The organism is Trinickia violacea (assembly GCF_005280735.1).
Classification (GTDB): Bacteria; Pseudomonadota; Gammaproteobacteria; order Burkholderiales; family Burkholderiaceae; genus Trinickia_A; species Trinickia_A violacea.
In genome coordinates this window covers 1,388,148-1,410,336 of the sequence record NZ_CP040077.1, presented here as the reverse complement: position 1 = coordinate 1,410,336, position 22,189 = coordinate 1,388,148, and the positions used below count along the sequence as shown (strand labels likewise).

The following is a 22,189-nucleotide window of genomic DNA, read 5'->3' as shown; positions in this document are numbered from 1 at the left end:
CCTCCGGCGGTCTCACGGGGAAGCCGCCTCAATCGCGCGACGATGAATCCGTCATTCGCTCTCGAAGACCGACACACCGGTACCCGTGAATTGCTCCGACGGGCCCGCGGCAAACGGGACGAACACGTGATGCGATTCGCCGTCGACCGCGACTGAATGCGCGCCGGCGCCGGTCGGCACGACCGCGACCAGGCTGCGCGTGCTCGCATTGACGATGCCGAGAGCGGGATCGAACTTCGCGGCCTTGTTGCCGACGCGCGAGACGTTGTCCGCCGAGTGATGACCGGCGGCGAGGAAGTAGCGGTTCGAGACCGGGTCGTAGACGGCTTCGTCCGTGCCGCCGAACGGCAATTCGGCGAGCGTCGTGCCGTTGGTGCGATCGATGATCACGGTGGACTGCTTGCCGCCCTCGTCCGGGTCGCAGCCGATCAATGCGTCGTTGCCGGGCCCCATGGCGATGCCGCTCGGTCCTTCGCAGCCCTTCAACTTGAAGACGTTCGATACGGCCGGCTTGCCCTCCAGTACCGATGCCACCGGAATCACATCGACCTCGCCCTTGGGATTGGCCTTCGTGCCGTCGTTGTTGAGGACGAAGTTGTTGCCCTTCGGGTCATACGCGCACGCTTCCAGTCCGGTCGAGTCGCTCAACGTGACCTTGGCGATGACCGACTGTGTGTCGGTGTTGATGAAGGTGGCGAACGGCGGCTCCTCGGCGCCGCTCGAGAACATGACGATGTGATGCTGCGGATCGAGACAGCCCTCGTCAGCGCGAATTCCGCTCGTGCTGACTTCGATGCGCTTGACGAGCGCTTTCGACGCCACGTCGATCACCTTCACCGCGTTGACGTCGCCGACGTAGACGAGCGACGACCCCGGCACTGGAATCACGCCCGACGGCCCCGACTTGTCGTGGCTCGGCCCGATGCCGGCGAAATCCGCGGAGATCCTGTCGCGCAGCGTCATCGTCTTCGCATCGAATACGTCGAGCGTCGCGTTCGAACCGTCCGCCAAATAGTAGGTGCCGTCCGCCGTCGCGCTGATGTCGAAGCCGAACGGCTTCGCGCTCGTCATCGGGATGTTGGTGAGCCATTTCGGCGCGTTGCCCGAATCGCTTGCCCATGCATACGCGCACGCCGCCAGCGCGCCCGCCAAGGTGATTGCACCCAATGCTCGTTTCATGTTTCGCCTCCTCCTACACTCGTTGATGGCTCCAGCCGAAGCTGGGACAGGTTGTTGCAGCTGTTCGCCTTCGGCGCGCCCGCCGGCGCGCCGCTAGCTTCGACTAAAAGGTGTGATAGATACCGATGCGCACGTCGGCCTGCTGCCCCGCCAGCGATGGCGCAAAGCTCGCGCCGATCACGGGATCGACGCCGGCCGATGCCTTCAGGTAGTCGGACGACACATAGACCTGGGTCCGCTTCGACAACGCGTAAAGCGCGGCGGCGGTCACCTGATTCCACGCATGTCCTTCGAACGTCGTGTGCTGATAGCCCGCCACCAATTGGGTTGCAGGTGTCAGCTGCCAGGTGGCGCCCCCTTCGTAGACGTGCATGACAGACGTCTCGTCCAGGTACTTCAGCACCGTGTCGCTGAAGTTGCCGTAGAGCGTGAAGTCACCGATCGCGTAAGACGCGCCGACGCCCAACGTACCCAGCGAGCGGATCTGAAAATTGGGCTCGAGATCCGTAGCGACGTTGTTCGACACGCTCGCCACCTGCAAACCGAAAAACGTGTGCGTGCCGATCTGTGCATACGGATCCAAAGTCGGTGTCGCGACATAGGTGTACGCAGCCGCGACCGTCAGCGGACCGTTCGCATACTGCACGCCTGCACTCCAGCCACTGTTGTCGTGAAAGCTTCCCGCCGTGTTGCTGAATCCGTACATCGCGCCGAACGAGAACCCGCCCCATGTCGGGCTGACGTACTTGATCGAGTTCTTGATCCGGTCGTTGTTGGTGTGGTCGAAGTCGCCCTGGTGAATCGCATAGCCGCTGCCCGACGAGCTGACGTTGAACTGCCCGAAGTAGTCGGCGCTGAAATCGAACTGATTGCCCAACGAAATCGTGCCGTACTTGGTCTGCAAGCCCACCCAGGCCTGCTGCCCGAACAGCGTGTTGGGCTGGCCCAGTTCTCCGTTGTTCAGGTTGTAGATCGACGACAGCTTGAACAATGCCTTGTTTCCGCCGCCGAGATCCTCAGTGCCTGAAAGTATCCACAGGTTCGGAAACAGCACGCCGCTGTCCATCTTCGTGTTGCTGCTCCCTCCGTCTTTCGAGACATACGTTAGACCTTCGTCGATCCTGCCCGAAAGCGTGACGCTGCTCTGTGCGAACGCCGTGCTGCTGATTGCCGCAACAATCGACGCCGCGATCATCCTTCTTTTCATCTCCACCATCCCCTCCATGTCAGCAAACCATTAACTGGTGCATGTCGTATTTCGATCGTTATACAATTCGTACTACGAATTTATTTTGTTATTTCGATTCCGTTCCGATGAAGCGATGCCGGTCAGCGGCATTCAAAATCGATAACGGATCGTTCGCCCGGTTGACCGCAGTGGCTAAATCCGTTGCTGCGGTTTTCAAGGCACGCCGCATGCGGCGTCGTTACATCAATGCTACGGAAAACTCTGTCATGCACGGTCGCCGAACAGTCCCGCCGCTTATCAAATCGTCTCTTTGTTGTGCCCTGCAACGCGGCGGCGATTAGCGGGCCTTCTCCGCATGCCGGCGGCCGAGCGCATCGGCGAGCACGGCGATCAGCAAGACAGTGCCCACGACCAGCGGCTGCCAGTTCGCGTTGAGGTTCAACAGGTTCATCCCGTCGATGACCAGCGCGAGGATCACGCACCCGAAGACCGTGCCCAGCAACGACCCCGTTCCGCCAAATAGCGACGCGCCGCCGATCAGAATCGCGGCAATCGCAGGCAGCAGAATCGGTTCTCCCATCGCCGAGTCCGCCGCGTTGACTCGCGCGAGGAATACGATCGCGGCGATCCCCGCCATCAGGCCGCTGATCGTATAGACAGCGATCCGGCGCCGCCGCACGGGAATGCCGGAGAGCCGCGCCGCCTCAGCATTGGCGCCGATGGCATAGATCTCGCGGCCGAAGTTCAGACAAGCTGTGACAACGGTGCCGCCGATCAACACGAACAGCATCATGTAGACCGGCAACGGCACGTGCCACCAGAATCCTGTGCCGAGCGCCCGAAATCCCTCAGGAAACCCAAAGATTTCGTTTCCGCCCATGTAGTGAAAGGCGAGCCCCTGCACGACCCACAGCATTCCGTATGTCGCCAGAAAAGGCGGCAGCCTCAGGAACGTCACGGCGAGTCCGTTCAACAGCCCGATCGATGTGCCGCATAGAAGCGCGGTCGCGACCGCCAGCACCGGCGATCCACCCGACTTCATCGCACCGGCGGCAAGGCATGCGGACAATGTCATGTTGGCCGCTATCGACAAATCGAAGCCGCCGGAAAGGATCACGAGCGTGAGGCCGGAGGCCAGCAGGAACATCAGGCTTGCCTGCCGCATGACGTTCAGCAGATTCGCGGAGGTGGCGAATCCGTCGGTTGCCACGGCGAGCGCCAGCGCGATCGCCCCCACCAGGATCGCGCGAGAGATCAGCCCGGCGGGCTCCTCGCGCACGCGACGGCGGACATCGAACTGGCCCACTTGAGCCCACAGGGACCGGGTGTGATTCTCGATACTCATGCTTGCACTCCAATGACACGGGATTTGCGAACGCTGTCGACAACGACGACGAGCAGAACCAGCATGCCCACCGACACCACCTGAAGGGACGACTCGACGCCGAGCAGGTTGAGCGCATTGCGCAGCACCCCGATCGTCACGACGCCCATCACCGTGCCGGGCAATCCGCCTTCGCCGCGCTCGAACGAGGTGCCCCCGAGCACGACCGCGGCAATCGCGTCGAACTCCATGCCGATCGCCGACGCCGGTTCCGCGGCGTTCATGCGGCCGACCAGGAGCAGTGCGGCAAGACCGGCAAAAAGGCCGCTCAATGCGTAGATCGCGACGTGAAATGCCCTCGCCTTCACGCCTGCCAGCACGAGTGCTTCCCGATTTCCGCCGATGGCGAACACGTAGGTGCCGAACTTCGTGTGATAGAGCAGCAGATGCATCGCCGCATAGGCCGCCAGCGCGCAGAGGACCGGAAACGGCACGCCGAACGCCGACCACGCGTACAGTTGCGCGACCGCGGGCGTGCCGACCACGACGGCGTTGCCGTCGGTCAAGGCGAGCGCGATGCCCTGTGAGATGCCGAGCGTGCCCAGCGTCACGACGAAGGGCGGCAGTCCGAGCCTTGCGACGAGCGTGCCGTTCACGAAGCCGATCGCCATGCCCACCGCCGCCGCGCTCAATAGTGCGGCCGCCATGCCGAACCCTGCTCCCAGCGTCATGGCGAAAACCACGCCGCACAGGCTAAGCAGCGCACCCACCGAGAGGTCGAGCCCTTCGCTGAGGATGACGAGTGTCATCGGCATCGCCATCATCACGAGCATCGCGATTTGCAGACCGATATCGGTCACGTTGGCGCGCGACGCGAATCCCGGCACGCCGATCGACGCCGCCACGGCAAGCACGGCGCTCGCCCATACGATCGAAGGCAGCGGCCGCCTGCGCCGTGCCGTGTCGACTTTCCTGTCCTGCTTCCCATCGCGTGACATCGTTACCCTCCATGCATGGCCAAACCAAGAATGTTCTGCTCGCTCAACCGGTCGCGCGGCAGTTCGCCCGAGATGGCGCCCTCGCGCATCACATACGCGCGGTCGCAAACGTGCACGATTTCCGTGAGTTCGGAACTGATCAGCAGCACGGCCGCCCCCTCTTCCACCAGCCGCTCGATCAAGTTGAAGATTTCCGTCTTCGCGCCGATGTCGATGCCGCGCGTCGGTTCGTCGAAGATGAAGAGGCGACAGCGGGCGCTGAGCCATTTGCCGATCACGATCTTTTGCTGATTGCCGCCGCTCAGGAACCGCGCGCGCTTTGCCGGATCTCCCGGGGCGATGCGCAGCGTCTCGATCAGTTCCTGCGTTGCGCGCCGCGCCCGCTCCGCGCGATACCAGCCTTTTGGAAAGAGCCGCCACAGGCTCGCTGCGAGCAGGTTCTCGTGGACCGAGCGGTTCAGCGCCAACCCTTCCTGCTTGCGGTTTTCAGGAATCAAGCCCACGCCGCGCGCCGCCACTTTGTCGGGCCCGCCCGTCACCGGCTCGCCGAAGATCTCGATGCGGCCGCCCTGAACCGGATCAGCGCCGAACACCGCGCGGACCACTTCAGTGCGCCCCGCACCGACAAGTCCGGACAGGCCGACGATTTCGCCGCATCTGACCTGGAGATCGACGCCCTTCACACCGGTCGCCGTCGTCAGTTGCTGCACGTCGAGTGCGACTTCGCCGGGCGTGCCGAAATAGCGCCGTTGGTACACGGTTCCTACCGGACGGCCGACCATCAGCGCGATCAGTGCCTCGGCCGTCGTCTCGGCAGCCGGCATCGATTTCACGAGGCGTCCGTCGCGCAACACCGTCACGCGATCGCCGAGGTCAAAGACTTCCTTCATCCGATGCGAGATGTAGACGATCGCCACGCCGGCGTCGCGCAATTGATGGACGACTGCAAAGAGCGCTTCGGCCTCGCGGTCCGAAATGGCCGCGGTCGGCTCGTCCATGACGAGCACGCGCGCGTCGTGCGACAGCGCCTTCGCGATCTCCACCATCTGCTGCTGCGCAACGCCGAGATCGGCTACGTGGGCCCGCGTGTCATACGCGAGCCCCAGTTCGCGGAGCAGTGCCGAGGCGTCGGCGTGCATTCTGCGATGGTCGACGAGACCAAGACGATTGCGTGGTTCGCGCCCGAGATAGATGTTCTGCGCGATCGACAGATGCGGAACTAGTGAGAATTCCTGAAAGATCACGGCGATGCCCAACCGCTTCGCGTCGGCCGGCGAGTCGATCGCAATCGGCTCGCCGTCGAAGAAAAACGCGCCGGAATCGGCGCGATAAGCGCCGAACAGCACCTTCATCAGCGACGATTTCCCCGCGCCGTTTTCGCCGAGGAGCATGTGGACCTCGCCGGGATACAACTGCAGATCAACATCGGTCAGTGCGCGAACGCCGGGGAAGCTCTTGCAGATCTTGCGTAACTCGAGCCGCGGCACGCGCTCGGTCGAAGTCGTGGTTTCCATGTTCGCCTCTGCGGTGCTGACGAAGCGGCGGCCACGACGCGCGAGGCGCCTTGGGGCGCCGCACCTGAATGCGCCCCGCGTGGCCCGCCGTCGCGTCAATTGCTGGCTACGTCATCCCATGCCGGGCATTGCCGCTGGTCGCCGGGAAGTTCGAATGGCGCGTAGTTGGTCTTGTCGATCACGATGCCCTTCAACAAGATCGTCTTCGGAACGGGTTCCTTGCGAAGCGTTCGGACCGCCGCCATCGTCGCGATGCAGCCCATCTTGAAGCCGTTGAATTCGGCGGTGGCGAGCAGGCGGCCGTCCTTGATCGCCTTGACCGACTCCGGCACGCCGCCAATGCCGACCACCTTCGTCTGCTTCTGGCCGGCGGCCTCCAGCGCCTCGATGGCCCCCATCGCCATCACGTCCGCCGCAGCGAGCACGCCGTCGATCTTCGGGTTCGCCTGGATCAGGTTCTCCGTCACCTGAAGGGCCTGCAAGCGTTGATAGTTCGCCGGCTGCGAGGCGAGCAGATGGATGCCCGGGAATGCTTCGAGCGCCTTGCGGAAGCCCCGCACGCGCTCGTCACTCGTGGTCGAGCCCTTCACGCCTTCGAGGATGACGACATTTCCCTTGCCCCCCATGTTCGTGAACAGGTATCGCGCGATCTCGAGGCCGAGATTGAAGTCGTCGGCCACGACCACCGACGCGAATGCGCCGCCCGCAACCCGGTCGTTGTAGTTGACGACCGGAATGCCGATGGCGTTCAGCTTCTCGATCTCGGGCACCACGCCGCGCGGGTTCACCCCCATGAACAGCACCGCGCCCGGTTTCTTTACGCTCACATCCTCGAGTTCGCTCAATTGCTCCCCGAGATCGTTGGGCCGCGTCGGCGCGTAGTGCGTCACCGACACGCCAAGCAGCTTCGCCTCCGCATCGACGCCGGCGTGCACCAGCGCGAAATGCGGATCGACCTGGTTCTTGTAGAAAGCGGCAAGATTCTCGCCAGCCGCGAAAGCGCTCGATGCATGACTCACACCAAGCGCGACGGCACACGCGATGGCGATGCGCCCCCGCGACCTATTGCCTGATGGCATCCGTTCTACTTTCAAGTTCGTCTCCCTCCACGTAATCCTGCACATTGCCGACGCCGCGACGCGAAAGCGGCCTCGCCAGCGTCGCGGCACGTTTAGATGCTCCTATGCGACCGTTTGCATGACTACCCGCGAATCGATGCTTTTCTCCGACCCCATATTGCAGCGCACATTTCGCGACCGTGAGGCGAATCAAGCGATTGGCTCGCGCCAGCTTCATGCAAACGTGTGCATATCCTACCGGCGAGCCACGCAATGTCCAAGCGTTTTAGCGCCTGAAAACATGAGGGTTTTTACTGCGACATCGAAAGCAACCCTTTGCATCTATAATCGGCCGAAATCGACCAACGGGTTCCATGGCCAATACACCAGACACGCGCGGCGCCGGCCGCGTCACCATTCGCGAAGTCGCCGCCGCAGCCTCCGTCAACGCTTCCACCGTGTCGAGAGTTCTGAATCCGGACACGCGCCACCTGATCGGCGACGAAGTGGTGCGCAGAGTGCTTGCGGCCGCAAAGTCCCTCGGCTATCGGCAGAACCGGCTCGCCTCCGCGCTGCGCGGCGGTCAGTCAAGAGTGATCGGAGTTTGCCTGCCCGACATCGAAAACCCGGTCTTTCCGCCGATCGTCTGCGGCATCTCGGAAGCGTTGGCTGCCGAGGGCTACGGCGTGCTGATCGCCAATGTCGTCGGCAAGCCGAAGGACCAGGAGCGCATGCTCGAGCAAATGCTCGAGCGCCAGGTGGACGGACTGGTGCTCGCGACGGCGTCACGGCACGACCCGCTGGTGCGCCGCTGCATGCGCGACGGCGTACCCGTGGTGCTCGTGAATCGCGGCGAGGACGGCGGGCAGGTTCCGGAAGTCGTCAACGACGACTTCCTTTCCATGCGGCTTGCGGTCGAGCATCTGGTCAAGCTCGGGCACACGTGCATCGCGCATTTGTCCGGGCCGGAGCGGCTCGCCACCGGCCTGTCCCGGCTTCAGGGTTTCCAGATCGCGGCGCAGCAGCACGGCCTGAGCTCGACCGTCGTCTTCGAGGCCGAAGAATTCACGCGCGAGGCCGGCCGGGTCGCGTGCGAGCAGTTGCTCAAGGCCCACCGCAACGTCACCGCGATCGTGGCTGCAAACGATCTCATCGCGCTCGGCTGCTACGACGTGTTCGCAGCGCTCCGGATCGAGTGTCCCAAAGACATCTCGCTGATCGGCCACAACGACATGCCGCTCGTCGACATGCTGCATCCCCCGCTTACGACATTGCGAATTCAGCATCACGAGATGGGCCGGCAGGCAGCGCGCTTGCTGCTCGGCATGATCTCGACGCCGGGCGCCGCGCCGCTGCGCATCACGCTCCCCCCCGAACTCATGGTGCGTGGATCGACCGCCGCGCCGCGCCAAGCCACCTCGCGTTCGCGCTCAGCGGCCCAGGCGCGCTGAACCGCCGCCTTCGGGGCGGTCATGCTGGGTCCTCTTGAGCTGGCGCGCGACGCTGCGCCAACCATTCCCGCGGGGCACAGCCGACCTGTGCCTTGAAGAACGTTGAAAACGCGCTCGCAGTGAAACCTAGACCGTGAGCGATTTCCGCGACGGGAAAGTCGAGGGCCAGCGCACACATGCCGGCGCCGATCTGCGCATGTCTGCGCCATCGCCCCGCGCTCGTGCCAAGCTCGCCGACGAAGATCCGATGCAGGGTGCGGATGCTGACCCCCGCCTGACTGGCCACCTCGTCGAGACGCATGTCACGGCGCGGATTCAGGATCCATGCATCACACAGTTCCGCGACCCGGCTGCGTGGCGACGGCATGTCGATGGCGAGCCCCCACGCCCCGTTTCCCGCGGCGCGCAATTCGTCGAACAGCAACGCGACGGCCGCCTGCGGGGAGCGCGCGAGCGCCTGTCGTCCACCTGAGGAAAGCAGCGACGCGAGCACGCTCGAACACTGCTCGACTCGACCTGGGCGAACGAACCCGGCGCTCAGCGCGGGCGCCACCCGCAACTCGCACCATTGCGCCTCATAGGCCGCGTAGACCCGATACGCAGCCGAAGGCGGCAACCAGATGCCGCTGCCGCGTGTCAGGCAGTACGCACGGCGTGCGCTGGCGACCCAGATCCCGCCGCGCCCGACATACAAGAACCGTCCGCTCGCGTCACGCGGGAGATCGCGCCGTTCAGACGGCCCGAGTTGCAGGTCCGCCACCTGGCAGGCGCGATCGCTCACGCGCGCAGCCTCCGCGAATTGCCGTCGCGCCGCATGAACTCGCTCAACGCGGGGCCGGTCGCGCGAAAGGCATCGCCAGCAGCAGTTGTGCAGGCCGACCGGAACGGTTATGCAATGCGCGGCGCTCACCGGGCGCGAGCCGGCACGAATCGAACGTCCGCAAGGCGACCTCCCCGTCGTCGGTCGCCACGCAGACCTCGCCCGCGAGGACCACGTAGTGCTTTTCGACGGAAGACGCGTCCATCGTCGTGTATCCGCCCGGTTCGAGCGTGGACACGCCAAGCCACAGCGATTCTGCCGGCCCGGCCTCGTGCCCCTGCAACCGCACGCAGCGCATCAGAACGTGATTCGCGGGAAAGTACTCAGGCGCCTCGTCGAAGCGGGTCACGTTCATGGCTTGAGCAGCACCCGGTTGGCCGCACCGCGATACACCGCCTGATAGGCCAGCGTTGCATCGGCGAGATCGAACACGAAATCGTCGTCGATCGGAAATGGCCTGAGCGTGCCTTGCTCGAAATGCGGCATCAGCACGTCGAGAATCAGCGCGGCCTCCTTCGCGTCGAGTGCGAGCGAATCGATGCCGACGTACGTGTGCTGCCCGCGATAGAACGCGAAGATATCGAACGGCACCGGCCGCTCGATCGTCGAGATGAGAATCTGCGTGCCCCGAACCGCCATTGCCTTGTTGGCGCGCTCGAAATACGGGCTGCCCACCGTATTGAAAACGTAGTCCGCTCCATGACCGTCGGTCATGTCGAGGACGACTTCATCAAGGTTGACCGATGACGCGTCGATCATTTTCACGTCGCCGCTGGCATGGCCGAGGTAAGGCTGCTCGCTGCGTCCTACACCAAGCACCTTCGCGCCCGCCATTGTCGCGAGCTGGATCGCGGCTTGACCGACCTTGCCGTTGGCGCCCAGCACCAGCACTACGTCGCCCTCCTTCACGCGACCGGCACGCCGCAGCCCTTCGAAAGCCGTGATGAACGGCACCCCGACGGCGCCCGCTTCGTCCATCGTGAGATTGGCCGGCTTCTCGCGCACGCTGTGGGTCGGCACCGCAAGGTAGCGCGCATGCGTGCCGTCCCGCCGGATGCCCAGCTCGCCGCCGCTGCCCCAGACGCCCATGCCGAGCAGATGCGAGGGGCCGTCGATCACGCGGCCGGCGTAATCGCGACCGGGCGTGCGCGGCCACACCGCATGGGGCATGAGGCCGAGCGCCGCCTTCACGTCGCTCGGGTTCACCCCTGCACTCTCGATCTCGACGAGACACTCCGCAGCCCCGACCTGTGGAACAGATTGCGTATCGATGTGCAACGCCAGCGAATCGATGTCGATGCTTTTTTCCAGAACACGGACGTTTTTCATTCTGATCGTTCTCCTAAACGACGACGTAGGCAGGCTTCGCTGCCTTGTAACGTTCAGCCAATGCCACGTATCGAGCGGCGGACGCCAACAATCCCTCGCGTTCCTCGTGAGCCAGTGTGCGCAGCAGTCTCGCGGGATTGCCGGCCCACAGCTCGCCGGCGCCGACGACTTTGCGCGATGTCAGTACGGCGCCGGCGGCAAGCATGCCGCCAGACCGGATCACGGCGCCGTCGAGCACCCGCGCGCCGAAACCCACGAAGCCTGCATCCTCCACGGTGCACGCATGCAGGATCGCCCCGTGCCCCACCGTGACGTCATCGCCGATGATCACCGGCGAGCCGCCGGTCGAACCGTGGATCACCGTGCCGTCCTGAATATTCGTTCGGCAGCCGACCACGATGCGTTGCACGTCGCCGCGCAGCACGCAGTTGAACCAGACCGATGCCGAGCGGCCGATCGTCACGTCACCGATCAGCACCGCACCGCGCGCGACATAAGCACTCGGCTCGACGACCGGCATGCGAATATCGGGTGCGTCCATCTTCATGACAGCCCCAGCATGCCGCGCGCTTCGCGGCTGCTGGCCACCTCGCCGCCAAGCAGGCCGACGATCTCGCGCGCACGCGCGACGAGCGCGGCATTGCTTTCGGCAAGCACGCCCTTCTCGATATAGATGTTGTCTTCCAGGCCGACGCGGACGTGACCGCCCGCGAGCCACGCCTGCGCCACGATCGGAAACTCGAAGCGGCCGATGCCGAATGCCGACCAGACCGCGCCCGCAGGCAGCAGGTCGCGCGCATAAAGCAGGGTCTCGGGCGTGGCCGCGAATCCGTATTTGACGCCCATCACGATCGTCCAGAGGCCGGGTCCGTCGAGCACGCCCGCTTGGATCAGATCACGCGCCAGGTGCAAGTCGCCGGAATCGAAGATCTCGAGCTCAGGTTTGACGCCCGCCTCGCGAATGACGTTCGCCATGCGCGTCACGTTCTTCGGCGTATTGATGACGACGTCGCCCCCGGAATTCATCGTGTTCAGATCCAGGCTGCAGATGTCCGGCCTGAGTTCGAGAATGTGTTCGACGCGCTTTTCTGGCGGCAAGAGCGTGGTGCCCGGCGCCGCGATTTTCGGATCGTTGTCGCTCGGTATGAAACGCCCGCCGGGGCCCGTGGTGAGATTGATGATCAGCGCGTCGTCGACGGCGCGGATCCGTTCGATGACTTCGCGGTACAAATCAACGCCCATCGAGGGCCGGCCTGTCTCCGGGTCGCGCACGTGAATGTGGACAGCCGCGGCGCCCGCCTGCGCGGCTTCGAGCGATGCGGTCGCGATCTGCTCGGGCGTGATCGGCAAGCCGGGATGCTGCTCGGGGCGCGTGAGGTTGCCCGTCACCGCACAGGTAATGATGGTCTTGCGGGAATGCATGCAGGTCTCCGGAGACTCAGTTCAGGCGTCGGCCGCCGTCGACGACGATCGTCACGCCGGTGCTGAACGTCAGGTGCGTGGCGCACGCTTCGATCGCGGCCGCCACGTCGTCGGGCGAACCGATGCGGCCGAGCGGCGTCGTCGCTGCCGCCTTGTCGTTGAAATCGGCGCTGCGCCCCGGCACGAACGCCGTGTCGACGACACCGGGCGACACGTTCAACACACGGATGCGCGGCGCGAGCGCGCGGCCGAGCGAGGCCGTCATCACGTCCAGTCCGGCCTTGGCCGCGCAGTACGCGATGTTGCTGCCCGAGCCGGTCGAGCCCGCGATGGACGACACGTTGACGACGAGACCGTCGCCCGACTCGTCCAGCAGCGCGCGAAATGCGCGGACGGCGGCGAACTGGCCGCGCCAGTTGACCTTCATGATCTCGTCGATCAGCTCGTCGGTCAGCGCATCGAGATCGGCGTGCTTGACGGCCTGGGTGAAACCCGACGCGTTCACGAGAATGTCCGCGCGTCCGTATTGCGCGCGGACCTGCTCAGCGAGCGCGTTCAGGCTGCGGCTATCTGTGATCGAAGCGACCGCCGAGCCGTGCCCCGAGCCGGGCAGGGTATCGGCGATCTGCCGCGCTTTCGTCTCGTCGCGCTGGCCGACGACCACCACGCGCGCGCCCGCAACGGCCAGACGTTTCGCGGTTGCGGCGCCGATCCCTCCTGTGCCGCCGAAAATGACGGCCACCTTTCCTTGCAGCGTACTGGACACGGGAATGCTCCTTTCTACTGAATGGGCGGCGTGGGGTACGTCGGCGTCCCCTCTGCCAGAACGAAGTCGAATTCGAGCGTGTAATACGCCTTGCCGAACTCCGCGTGCGGCCCCGAACCGTTCTCGTGACGCTCGAACACCCCGACGAGACGGCGGTTCACGCCGAATACGACATCGGATTCGAGGTGTTCCGAATCGTCTGCAAACACCTGGGACACGAGCGTCGCGTAGCCCTCGGCGAAGATCGCGAAATGCAGGTGCGCCGGCCGGTACGGGTGACGTTGCTGCAGTTCGAGCAGCGTACCGACGGGGCCATCGGTCGGCACCGGATAGCCCGCGGGACGAACGCTCCTGAAGCGGAACGCGCCGCTTGCATCGGTATGGAAATGACCCCGCAGGTTCATGTCGGGCTGACTGGCATCTTGGTTCTCGTACAAGCCCACCGGCGACGCTTGCCAGACGTCGACCTTCGCGTTGGGGACCGGGTGGCCTCGTTTGTCGAGCACGCGCCCACGAACGAACAGCGGCGAACCGGGCGACCCTTCGCATGCGATGCACTGGCCGTTCTCGTAGGCCGGCGAACGAGCGCGGTAGAACGGCCCGAGTAGCGCGCTCGGAGTCCGCTCGCTCGCGTCCGAGTTGTTCAGCAACGCCACCAGCGTCGAGAAGCCCAGCGCATCGGCGAGCAGGACCACTTCGTTGTGCTTGTCGTTACACGCCTGCCCGACGTCTTTCAGGAATGCCAGGCCCTTTTCGAACTCTTCGTCCGTCAAGCGCACTTGTTTCAGGAACGCATGGCCGTGATCGACGAGCGCGTCGACGATTTCCTTCAGCCGCGAATCTTGCGTGCCGGACATGGCGGCCTTGACGACCTCGGTGACGGACGCCACGTCGTCGATAACGCCTTTCGGAATGCTCAGATGGGACACGATTCAGCTCCTATGCAATCGTTTGCATAACCGTGCTGAATATACGCGTCATTACGTGTCCAGAAATTTGGCGTTAACCCTAGTCGTTGTACGGCGTACGAGGCAACGCGAGGGTTAGGAAGGGCCCGCGGGAAATATTCGATCGCCTTTTCGCCGCGATGTACGATAGAACACGCTGGCGCCATCAATGTCGACGACGGCAGATCCGCATCCGGCGACGGCGCGAAACGACCGAGAAACGGCCGCGGTTCCTGGAGCGCAACTGTGTCGCCGTAAGGCGAGCGAACCATGATCGAACTCGACAAGCTGGGCAGGATACCGGTGCTTGCGGTCCTTTCGCCGGAACGGCTGCAATGGCTGAGCGACAACCTGACGGAGTTCGCCGTCGAGGCAGGCAGCGTAATCCTCGACGAAGGCGAGCTGAGCTCCAGTCTCTTCATTCTGCTCGAGGGAGAGGTCACGGTAACGCGACGAGCGGAGGGACACCTGCCGAGCGAACGTTTTGTTGCGCCGGAGATCCTAGGCACCCCATGCGTGATTGCTTCGATTCCCTATCCGGCGACCCTCAGGGCCGCAACCCATTGCCGGCTCGCTCAGCTTCCGGAGGCGGCCTTCCGCGATTTGCTCATGTCGTGCGACCCTTTCAACCGCGTCATCACCCGCGTGATGACCGACTGGCTCACCACGCTCGAAGCGGCGGGGCGCACTCACGAGAAACTGGACGCATTGGGCAAGCTCGCGGCCGGGCTTGCCCACGAGCTGAATAATCCGGCTTCCGCCGTTGCGCGAGCGCTCGACCACATGCTTGGCGAACTCTCAGCGCTTGAGAGTTCGGCGTTGGCGCTTGGCTCGAGCGCGATACCGCGCGATGCCGTGGACGCGCTGAGAGCACTGGCGAAGAACAAGACATCGGAAACCGGCGCAAGCGGCGTGGACGCACTGCGGAAAAGCGAAGCCGAAGCACTGCTCGGCGACTGGCTCGCTGCACATGGTGTGACGAAACCGTGGCTGACTGCGCCGTGTCTTGTTGCACACGGGATCACGTCCCGCGAGCTCGGGCAAGTGGCTGCCGGCCTGAACGCGGAACAGGTCGATGCAGGCGTCTGGTGGATCGCTCAGGTACTGGAGCTTCGCTCGGTCATGCACGAGGCAAAGCGCGGCGCGGAGCGAATCTCGGACATTGTGAAGGCGATGAAGGCGTACTCGTACATGGATCAGGGACCGCTGCAGGAGACCGACATTCACGACGGCATCGAGGATACGCTGACGGTGCTTGCGCACGAACTGAAGCAGGGCGTCGTGATCCTCCGCGACTACGACCGCAGCCTGCCGCGTCTGCACGTGTATGGCAGCGAACTCAATCAGGTGTGGACGAGGATCATCGCGAACGCGATCGAGGCGATGGACGGGCACGGCGACTTGACTATCCGCACTCGCTGCAATGCAGACTGCGCCATGGTCGAGATTACCGATACCGGGCCGGGTATCCCGCCAGAAGCGGTGCCACACCTGTTCGAGCCTTTCTTTACGTCGAAGCCGGTAAGTCAAGTTCAGGGCCAGGGCCTGGGGCTAGGTCTGCATATTGCCTACCGTATCGTGGTCAATCGGCATGGCGGGACGATTCAGGCAAGCTCGCGTCCCGGCGAAACGACCTTCCGGGTGACGCTGCCGTTAGCAGGCGCGGGAACAGGTGTCGCTTGAGCCGAGGGACACGCGGTCTGAATTCTCTCGCAAGCGCGATGGAAGCACGCGCGCTGCCCCAGATTCAGCCCGTCGTCCTGCGCTCAATGGATGGCCAGCGGCAGACGCACCTGGAATATTGATTCGCCCGCTCGCGAGACGATATTGATCGTGCCGCCGTGGCGGTTGACGACAGTTCGGTAAGCAATGTGCAGGCCCAAGCCGCTTCCCTTGCCAGGCGGTTTGGTAGTAAAGAACGGATCGAATAGCTGCGCCTGGATCTCCTCCGGGATGCCAGGACCCGTATCAGCGATCTCGACTGATGCCAGATTCCCTTCCCGGCGCGTGCGAATAGTGATCTCGCCCTCGCCCGACATCGCATCAACTGCGTTGTCGATCAAGTTGGTCCACACCTGATTGAGTTCGCTACCGTAAACCGGCACTCGTGGCAGCGTGCGATCGTAATCACGCTTGACCGTGACCCCATGCTTGAGCTTGTACCGCATGATCGTCAGCGTGTCCTCGATGCCGTCGTGAATGTCGACCTCCTGAAGCGGCGCCTGGTCCATATACGAGTAGTCTTTCATGGCCTTCACGAGCTCGGAGATACGCGCGGCGCCGAGCCACGCCTCGTCCGCGAGAGCACGCAGTTCCAGCCTTGCCGCCAGCCACCGGATGCCGGCGCCGAACTGCGCGGAGCTCACGCGTGCGGCTACCGGCGCAAGATCATCCAGCGAGATCCCCGCGGCCACCAGATGCGGTGCGACGAGCCACGGTTTTGCGGTGCCGCGTCCAGCCAGCCAATCCGCAAGCAAGCCTTCCGCTTCGCTTTGCTGCACCGGGCTTTGATGGCTCGCTTGCTCGGGTATCGCGCGGCTTGCCAACTCGTTCAACGTCCCCATGACGTCGACAGGCATCGTGCTTGAAACAAGTGCGTGTATCGCTTCGCCAGTGCCAACGAGCGATGCGCGCAACTGGTCAGTCGCGCGTGCGACGGCGGCTGCGGGATTGTTCAGCTCGTGCGCCAGTCCAGCGGACAGCCGGCCCAGTGCGGCCAGCTTCTCGCCCGTGAGAATGAACGTGTCGTACGCGCTAATGCGCGCGAACATCGAACGGTAGATGGCCCGGCTGTAGGACTGGCATTCGCTTAGCAGCATGCGAAACGCGTCTTCGGATAGCGCAACCAATCTGCAGTCCGTCACGGCGGTGAAGGTCAACGGCGCCGGCACTTCGGCGAGCAGCGACGCTTCCGCGATGGATGTCGGCGCGCTGCGCCGGTCGTCGAACATGGGCCGTCCACCGACGATTTTTTCCGTCACGAGTTCGCCCTCGAGCAGGATGTATTGATGGGTGACGCGCTCCCCTTCCCGAATCAACACGTCGCCCCTCTTCAGGCGACGCTCGATCAGGTTTTCGCACAGCCATTGCTTGCGCTCTTCGGACAACCCCGCGAAGAGCGGCATCTCGAACAAGGTGGCCAGGTCGCTCATAGATTCGCCAAGTACTGGTGGACGAAGTGCACCGCAATCGTGCCTTCCCCGACAGCCGCCGCAACGCGCTTGACCGAGTCGGCACGCACGTCGCCGGCCGCAAACACACCCGGAACGCTGGTTTCCAGCAGGAACGGGTCGCGCCTAGGCAACCATCCGCCCTGCCCCCGGCTTGCCTTGAGGACGACGCGGCCCGTCAACAGAAAGCCATGCTCGTCGCGCTCGAGTACTCCACGCAGCCACTCCGTGCAGGGCGCGGCGCCGATGAAAACGAAAAGGCCAGTCGCGGGGACAGACTCTGTTTGTCCGGTCAGGACATCGCGCAGCGTGATTTGCGCAAGGTGCCCCTGACCGCTCACGCTCTCCACCATGGTGTTGGGACGCAGATGGATGTTCTCCGTCTCGTTGATCTCTTTGACCAGATAGTGCGACATGTCGGGGTTCAAGGACGAACCGCGGCACAGGATTGTCACCGAGCGTGCGTACTTCGACAGGAACATCGCACCCTGTCCGGCTGAATTAGCCGCGCCGACGACATAGAGATCCTGATTGGCGCAGGCGACAGCCTCGACAACCGAGGCACCGTAATAGACGCCCGCACCCGTCAGCTCCTCGATACCGCGAGCCTCGAGCTTGCGATAAGACACGCCGCTCGCGACCATGAGCGCAAGGCAGCTCACTTCGGCTCCATCCGACAGCCTGACGAATTTGTACGGCTCGTCGATGCGCAGACCCACCGCCTGTTGCGTCAGGATCATTTCGGCGCCGAAACGCTTCGCCTGCATCAGCGCACGGCGCGACAACTCCGCGCCGGTCACGCCGGCCGGAAAGCCGAGATAGTTGTCGATATGAGAACTGGTGCCGGCCTGGCCACCGGGCGCATCGCATTCGACAATCGCCACATGAAGTCCCTCAGATGCGCCATATACGGCGGCAGCCAGCCCGGCCGGCCCGCCACCGACGATCAGGAGGTCATAAAACGGCGTGGTCGAACGCGTGCGCAGGCCCACCTGTTCGGCAATCTGACCGGTCGTGGGCCGGCTCAAGACGGTGCCGTCCTCGAAGACGACCACCGGCAGTTGCCGCTGCATGGGGCTCAGCGCGTTCAGGAGCGGGTCTGCCTCGTCGTGCCGTTCCACGTCCAGCCATCGGTATGGAATGTGATTGCGCGCCATGAAGTCGCGCAACTGATGCCCTTGCGGCGACCAGCGATGATCGAGCAGACGAATACCCTGAAACGCGGGCCGATAGGAGGCCTGCCAGTCGGCGAGCAGATCGTCGAGCGCCGGATAGAAGTTCTGTTCCGGCGGATGCCAGGGTTTGAGCAGGTACTGGTCGAGGTGCACCGTATTGATCGCGCGGATCGCGGCATCCGTATCCGCGTAGGCGGTCAGCAGCACGCGCTTGGCTTCGGGAAACAGGTCGATTGCCTGCTCGAGAAACTCGATACCGCTCATGTGCGGCATGCGCTGGTCTGCGATGAAAAGCGCGACTGGGCGGTTTAGCCGGCGCAACTCTTGCGCGGCGTCGAGCGCCGCCTTGCCTGATTCGGTGCGTACGATCTGGTAATGCTCGCCGTACGCGACCTGCAAATCACGCGCGACCGCGCCGGACACGATGGGGTCGTCGTCGACTGCAAGGATGACGGGCTTATCCATGGAATGTCGAATTCATCAAACACTTCCTGACATCTTCGAAACATCTGGCATGGCGCCGCTCTGAGACCGGCCAAGGCGTGGATCAACGGGTTGAGAGAGCGCCTGAATCCATTTTAGGCGCTACCACGTCGGAGCTTCGCACACGCTCAAGTTCCTGAAAAAGGGGCAGTTGGGCATAGCGATCCCAATCCCAATGCCCGAAGCGTTCCTGCGTGTCTACGATGCTGCCAGCATGGTTCCTCGGCACTCGACCGAACCGCAGCGACAAGCATACGTGCGTCTCACCGCCGCGGTGCGGGGCACGTCGACCTGCAACCGATAGTCGAGGAAAAGCTCCCCACCGCTCTTGATCGCACGGATGGCTCGGATGAATACGCGTTCGCCGTCTTGTTCGGCCGCGCAATTCGGTGCGCAACAATGATTGAGCCACCTGGCGGAATTTCCGCCTTGCGCGCCATCGATCACCCGCCCATCGTCCAGGTCGAAGAAGAACGTGTGTCCGCCCTCCGCGTTTGAACGCGCATACGCTCTTTGCGCCTCCTTCCACGAGACGAGCTTGCCTTTGTATTCGAGGATCAACGAACCGGTTCGAATATCGGCGAGCGCGAACACGCCGCGGCCGTGAACCGGAGAATTGCGAACAACGATGCGACGCATGACGGTGTGGTGGAATCTCGGAGTACAGCGATCATGGAGATGCCGCCCGGACGGGCGGCGCTTCGCTATGATGGCGGCGCCATAAATCGCTGTCACGCCTCATGAACACCATTCCACTTCGTGTGCGTTTGAAGCGCAAACCAGTCCACGGCGCACTCGCCCGATCTCTGCCATGTTGAGTACCGAGTCGTGCTCCTCGCACGAAAACGGAATCTCCCTTTCTTCAAGCAGCTTCAATACTTCGTCTTTTCCTAGCATGCTGTCGTTCATCTTGATTCAATAGAAAACCGGCCACGGAAGCGTCCCAGGGCCGGTTCTCGGCAAGCGACTGATCAGGCACCAAACACGGGGTACGACGCCTTGCGGATAGCCGCGATCGTGTCGTCCGGAGAGAGCAATCCGGACTCATCCAGAATCGTGACCAACGAGCGCCCTTCGGCCACAGATTGTCGCGCGAGCTTGCTGACACGCGCATAGCCAATCTTTGGGACAAGCGCAGTCGCAACGGCCATCGATTCCATAAGGTGCTTCTCGTTGCGCGCCACATCAGCCTTGATGCCCTTCACGCACTTTTCGGCAAAGCGCTGAATGCCGTTGGTGAGCAAAGCGATGCTGTCGAAGACACGCGAAGCAACCACCGGCTCGAAATGGTTGATTTCCAGTTCGCCGTACTGAACCGCCTGAGCTACGGCAACGTCGTTTCCAACGACCGCAAAGCTCAACTGGATCATCGCCATCGGCAGGACCGGATTGACCTTGCCCGGCATGATGGAAGAGCCTGCCTGTGCCTCCGGCAGCCTCAGCTCCCCAAGTCCGCCGACAGGACCTGACGACAGCACGGTCAGGTCGGAAGCGATCTTCGCGAGAGACACAGCGCAGGTACGAAGTTCGGCGGAGACGCGCGAGAACACGTCCATGTTCTGCATGGCGTCAAACGGATTTGCCGGCGCCTGATAGTCCACGCCGGTGACACTTCGGAGATGCATATACACGGCCTCGCGGTAACCTGCCGGAGCGCCGAACCCAGTTCCGATTGCGGTGCCGCCCAGCGGAAGCGTGCGGAGCTTGTCGCGCACCGCGACAAGCTCCTCCGCCAGACGTTCAGTAAGCGATGCGTAGCCTCCAAAGAGCTGACCGAGACGCATCGGCTGGGCGTCCTGCAGGCAGGTCCTGCCAAGATGCAGAATGTCGGCGAACTCCGTGGCTTTGCTCGCAAAAAGGGCCGCGAGTTGCGTGACCTCGTTGATAAGCGGTCCGAGCATCGCGTACGTGGCGATCTTCAAGGCCGCCGGATAGGCATCGTTCGTCGATTGGGAGCGGTTGACGTGGTCATTCGGGTGAACGATCTCGTAACTTCCGGCAGCATGCCCCAGGATTTGCTGGGCACGATTCGCGATGACCTCGTTGAAGTTCATGTTGGTCGATGTGCCGCCCGAACCTTCCATCAGGTCGACCACGAACGAGGAGTCGAACTGTCCCGCGATGACTTCCTTGCAAGCAGCAACGATGGCCTCACACTGTTCGTTGGTAATGACCTCGTTGTCGCGATTGGCCAATGCCGCGGCCCATTTGACCTGCGAGAAGGCGTCTCGGAACTCCGAGTAGTAGGCGATGTTCAAGGGTGAAACCGTGAGGTTGTCGACCCCGCGAACCGTATTCACGCCATACAGTTTGTCGCCAGGAATGGTGACCTCGCCAACATAGTCACGTTCAATTCGATGTTCGCCCGGTGCTTGCTTATTCATGGGAATTCCTTCCGCCAACGGTAATGAGTTTTGCAATGTTCCCACCGAGCGCTGTCAGCCTCAGTAGGAACGACGTCTCGATCACTTCGCGCGCCGTATCGCAAGCGTCGTCGAAGAAAGCGTTGTATTCGTCCCGGCGCGCTACGAGGTACAGCGAGCGCTCCAGCTCTAACTTCTCGACTACATGAGTGGCAACGTTGCCCGCATGAGTCACTGCCTGAAGAAGGCACATGGGTGATGTAATGGCCCAGCCGATCCCTTCCGCCACCATCGAGGTCAAAGCATCGGCGTTGTCCAGTTCAAGCCTGATCGGCGCGCGGATCTCGATGCGCCGGAGGTACCGTTCAATTTGCATGCCCACCTGAGAGGTCCGGTTGAATCTGACGATGGGCAAGCTGTTGGTCAATGTCCTCAAATCGTCGATGGTTTTCACGGGCGTTCCGAGGTTCTTTGGCGTTATCACAAAGTACCGCTCGGAAAACAGCCGATACCGGACGACGTCATTGGCGTCCATCAGCGGGTCGCTCGTGACGATCAAGTCCAGGTCGCGGCGCAGGAGCGCTTCTCCCTGTTGAGGACTCAACCCGGTTCGAATCGACAACTGGGACACCTTTCCCAGCAGCTTTTTCGTAAAAACCGAACCGCACGTGGACGCGAATGAGTCGACCAATCCGATGCGCAAGTCGGGTTTGATACCGCGCCCTGCTTCGACGACTTGCGCCTTGAGATTGGCGATCTCTTCGCTTAGCACCGCACCTCGGTTTCTCAGTGCGATGCCATAGGGCGTCAGCGCCATCGGTCGAGTCGTCCGGTTGACCAGCACGACGCCCAGTTCGTCTTCGAGCTGCCGAATGATTTGCGATACGCCCGACTGGGATATGCCCATCCTTGTTGCTGCGGCCGACATGCTTCCCTCTTCCGCGACAGCGACGAAGACTTGTACAGCGTGCATATCAATGGGTTTGTTCGACGACATGCCG

Annotated in this window: 20 protein-coding genes; 2 read left to right on the top strand and 18 right to left on the bottom strand. The window is 63.1% G+C overall.

All coding sequences use genetic code 11. The features are described 5' to 3' along the window. Positions 1-51: 51 nt before the first annotated feature. The 6 genes from FAZ95_RS06480 to FAZ95_RS06455 all read right to left on the bottom strand — a co-directional run bounded on the left by FAZ95_RS06480 (position 52) and on the right by FAZ95_RS06455 (position 7,223). Positions 52-1,179 (bottom strand): YncE family protein, encoded by a 1,128-nt coding sequence (locus tag FAZ95_RS06480; RefSeq protein ID WP_137331693.1) that lies wholly within the window; start codon positions 1,177-1,179, stop codon positions 52-54. Positions 1,180-1,282: 103 nt separating this feature from the next. Next, positions 1,283-2,386, bottom strand: a complete 1,104-nt coding sequence (locus FAZ95_RS06475) for a porin (protein ID WP_137331692.1) — start codon at positions 2,384-2,386, stop codon at positions 1,283-1,285. 319 nt (positions 2,387-2,705) lie between these two features. Further along, positions 2,706-3,713, bottom strand: a complete 1,008-nt coding sequence (locus FAZ95_RS06470; RefSeq protein WP_137331691.1) for an ABC transporter permease — start codon at positions 3,711-3,713, stop codon at positions 2,706-2,708. Further along, positions 3,710-4,690, bottom strand: coding sequence for an ABC transporter permease (locus tag FAZ95_RS06465; protein WP_137331690.1), 981 nt, complete (start codon positions 4,688-4,690; stop codon positions 3,710-3,712). The genes FAZ95_RS06470 and FAZ95_RS06465 overlap by 4 nt, the downstream gene beginning before the upstream one ends. Before the next feature lie 2 nt (positions 4,691-4,692). After that, complete coding sequence (locus FAZ95_RS06460; protein ID WP_137331689.1) at positions 4,693-6,204, bottom strand: sugar ABC transporter ATP-binding protein; 1,512 nt, start codon at positions 6,202-6,204, stop codon at positions 4,693-4,695. Positions 6,205-6,299: 95 nt separating this feature from the next. Beyond that, a complete protein-coding gene (locus FAZ95_RS06455; protein ID WP_254699820.1) occupies positions 6,300-7,223 on the bottom strand; it encodes a sugar ABC transporter substrate-binding protein in 924 nt (307 codons plus the stop codon). Positions 7,224-7,636: 413 nt separating this feature from the next. On the opposite strand from FAZ95_RS06455, the gene FAZ95_RS06450 reads away from it, so the two are divergent. Beyond that, entirely contained in the window at positions 7,637-8,713 is a 1,077-nt protein-coding gene (locus FAZ95_RS06450) for a LacI family DNA-binding transcriptional regulator (RefSeq protein WP_137331687.1), read from the top strand. A 19-nt stretch (positions 8,714-8,732) separates the two neighbouring features. Here FAZ95_RS06450 and FAZ95_RS06445 read toward each other — a convergent pair whose 3' ends face one another. Genes FAZ95_RS06445 through FAZ95_RS06415 form a run of 7 tightly spaced genes read right to left on the bottom strand, consistent with a single transcriptional unit; the run spans position 8,733 to position 13,907 of the window. Continuing rightward, positions 8,733-9,494 carry a helix-turn-helix domain-containing protein gene (locus FAZ95_RS06445; protein ID WP_137331686.1) on the bottom strand — a complete coding sequence of 254 codons (762 nt, stop codon included), beginning with the start codon at positions 9,492-9,494 and terminating at the stop codon, positions 8,733-8,735. Positions 9,495-9,537: 43 nt separating this feature from the next. Then, positions 9,538-9,888, bottom strand: a complete 351-nt coding sequence (locus FAZ95_RS06440) for a cupin domain-containing protein (protein WP_137331685.1) — start codon at positions 9,886-9,888, stop codon at positions 9,538-9,540. Then, entirely contained in the window at positions 9,885-10,862 is a 978-nt protein-coding gene (locus FAZ95_RS06435) for a quinone oxidoreductase family protein (protein WP_137331684.1), read from the bottom strand. The genes FAZ95_RS06440 and FAZ95_RS06435 overlap by 4 nt, the downstream gene beginning before the upstream one ends. 13 nt (positions 10,863-10,875) lie before the next feature. After that, positions 10,876-11,409 carry a gamma carbonic anhydrase family protein gene (locus FAZ95_RS06430; RefSeq protein ID WP_137331683.1) on the bottom strand — a complete coding sequence of 178 codons (534 nt, stop codon included), beginning with the start codon at positions 11,407-11,409 and terminating at the stop codon, positions 10,876-10,878. Next, positions 11,406-12,284, bottom strand: a complete 879-nt coding sequence (locus tag FAZ95_RS06425; protein WP_137331682.1) for a beta-keto acid cleavage family enzyme — start codon at positions 12,282-12,284, stop codon at positions 11,406-11,408. The genes FAZ95_RS06430 and FAZ95_RS06425 overlap by 4 nt, the downstream gene beginning before the upstream one ends. Before the next feature lie 16 nt (positions 12,285-12,300). After that, positions 12,301-13,050 (bottom strand): SDR family NAD(P)-dependent oxidoreductase, encoded by a 750-nt coding sequence (locus FAZ95_RS06420; RefSeq protein WP_137331681.1) that lies wholly within the window; start codon positions 13,048-13,050, stop codon positions 12,301-12,303. 14 nt (positions 13,051-13,064) lie between these two features. Further along, a complete protein-coding gene (locus FAZ95_RS06415) occupies positions 13,065-13,907 on the bottom strand; it encodes a dioxygenase family protein (protein ID WP_137334444.1) in 843 nt (280 codons plus the stop codon). Between the two features lie 360 nt (positions 13,908-14,267). Between FAZ95_RS06415 and FAZ95_RS06410 the strand changes: the two genes are divergently transcribed. Further along, entirely contained in the window at positions 14,268-15,680 is a 1,413-nt protein-coding gene (locus FAZ95_RS06410; RefSeq protein WP_137331680.1) for an ATP-binding protein, read from the top strand. Positions 15,681-15,763: 83 nt separating this feature from the next. Here FAZ95_RS06410 and FAZ95_RS06405 read toward each other — a convergent pair whose 3' ends face one another. The 5 genes from FAZ95_RS06405 to FAZ95_RS06385 form a co-directional block, all read right to left on the bottom strand. Then, positions 15,764-17,149, bottom strand: a complete 1,386-nt coding sequence (locus tag FAZ95_RS06405) for an ATP-binding protein (protein ID WP_137331679.1) — start codon at positions 17,147-17,149, stop codon at positions 15,764-15,766. After that, positions 17,146-18,807 carry an FAD-dependent oxidoreductase gene (locus FAZ95_RS06400; protein WP_137331678.1) on the bottom strand — a complete coding sequence of 554 codons (1,662 nt, stop codon included), beginning with the start codon at positions 18,805-18,807 and terminating at the stop codon, positions 17,146-17,148. The genes FAZ95_RS06405 and FAZ95_RS06400 overlap by 4 nt, the downstream gene beginning before the upstream one ends. A 216-nt stretch (positions 18,808-19,023) precedes the next feature. Continuing rightward, on the bottom strand, positions 19,024-19,464 hold the full coding sequence (locus FAZ95_RS06395) for an SET domain-containing protein (protein ID WP_137334443.1): 441 nt from the start codon (positions 19,462-19,464) through the stop codon (positions 19,024-19,026). Positions 19,465-19,796: 332 nt separating this feature from the next. Then, a complete protein-coding gene (locus FAZ95_RS06390; protein WP_137331677.1) occupies positions 19,797-21,209 on the bottom strand; it encodes an aspartate ammonia-lyase in 1,413 nt (470 codons plus the stop codon). Then, complete coding sequence (locus FAZ95_RS06385; RefSeq protein WP_137331676.1) at positions 21,202-22,185, bottom strand: LysR family transcriptional regulator; 984 nt, start codon at positions 22,183-22,185, stop codon at positions 21,202-21,204. Before FAZ95_RS06385 ends, FAZ95_RS06390 begins: the two co-directional genes overlap by 8 nt. Positions 22,186-22,189: the final 4 nt, after the last annotated feature.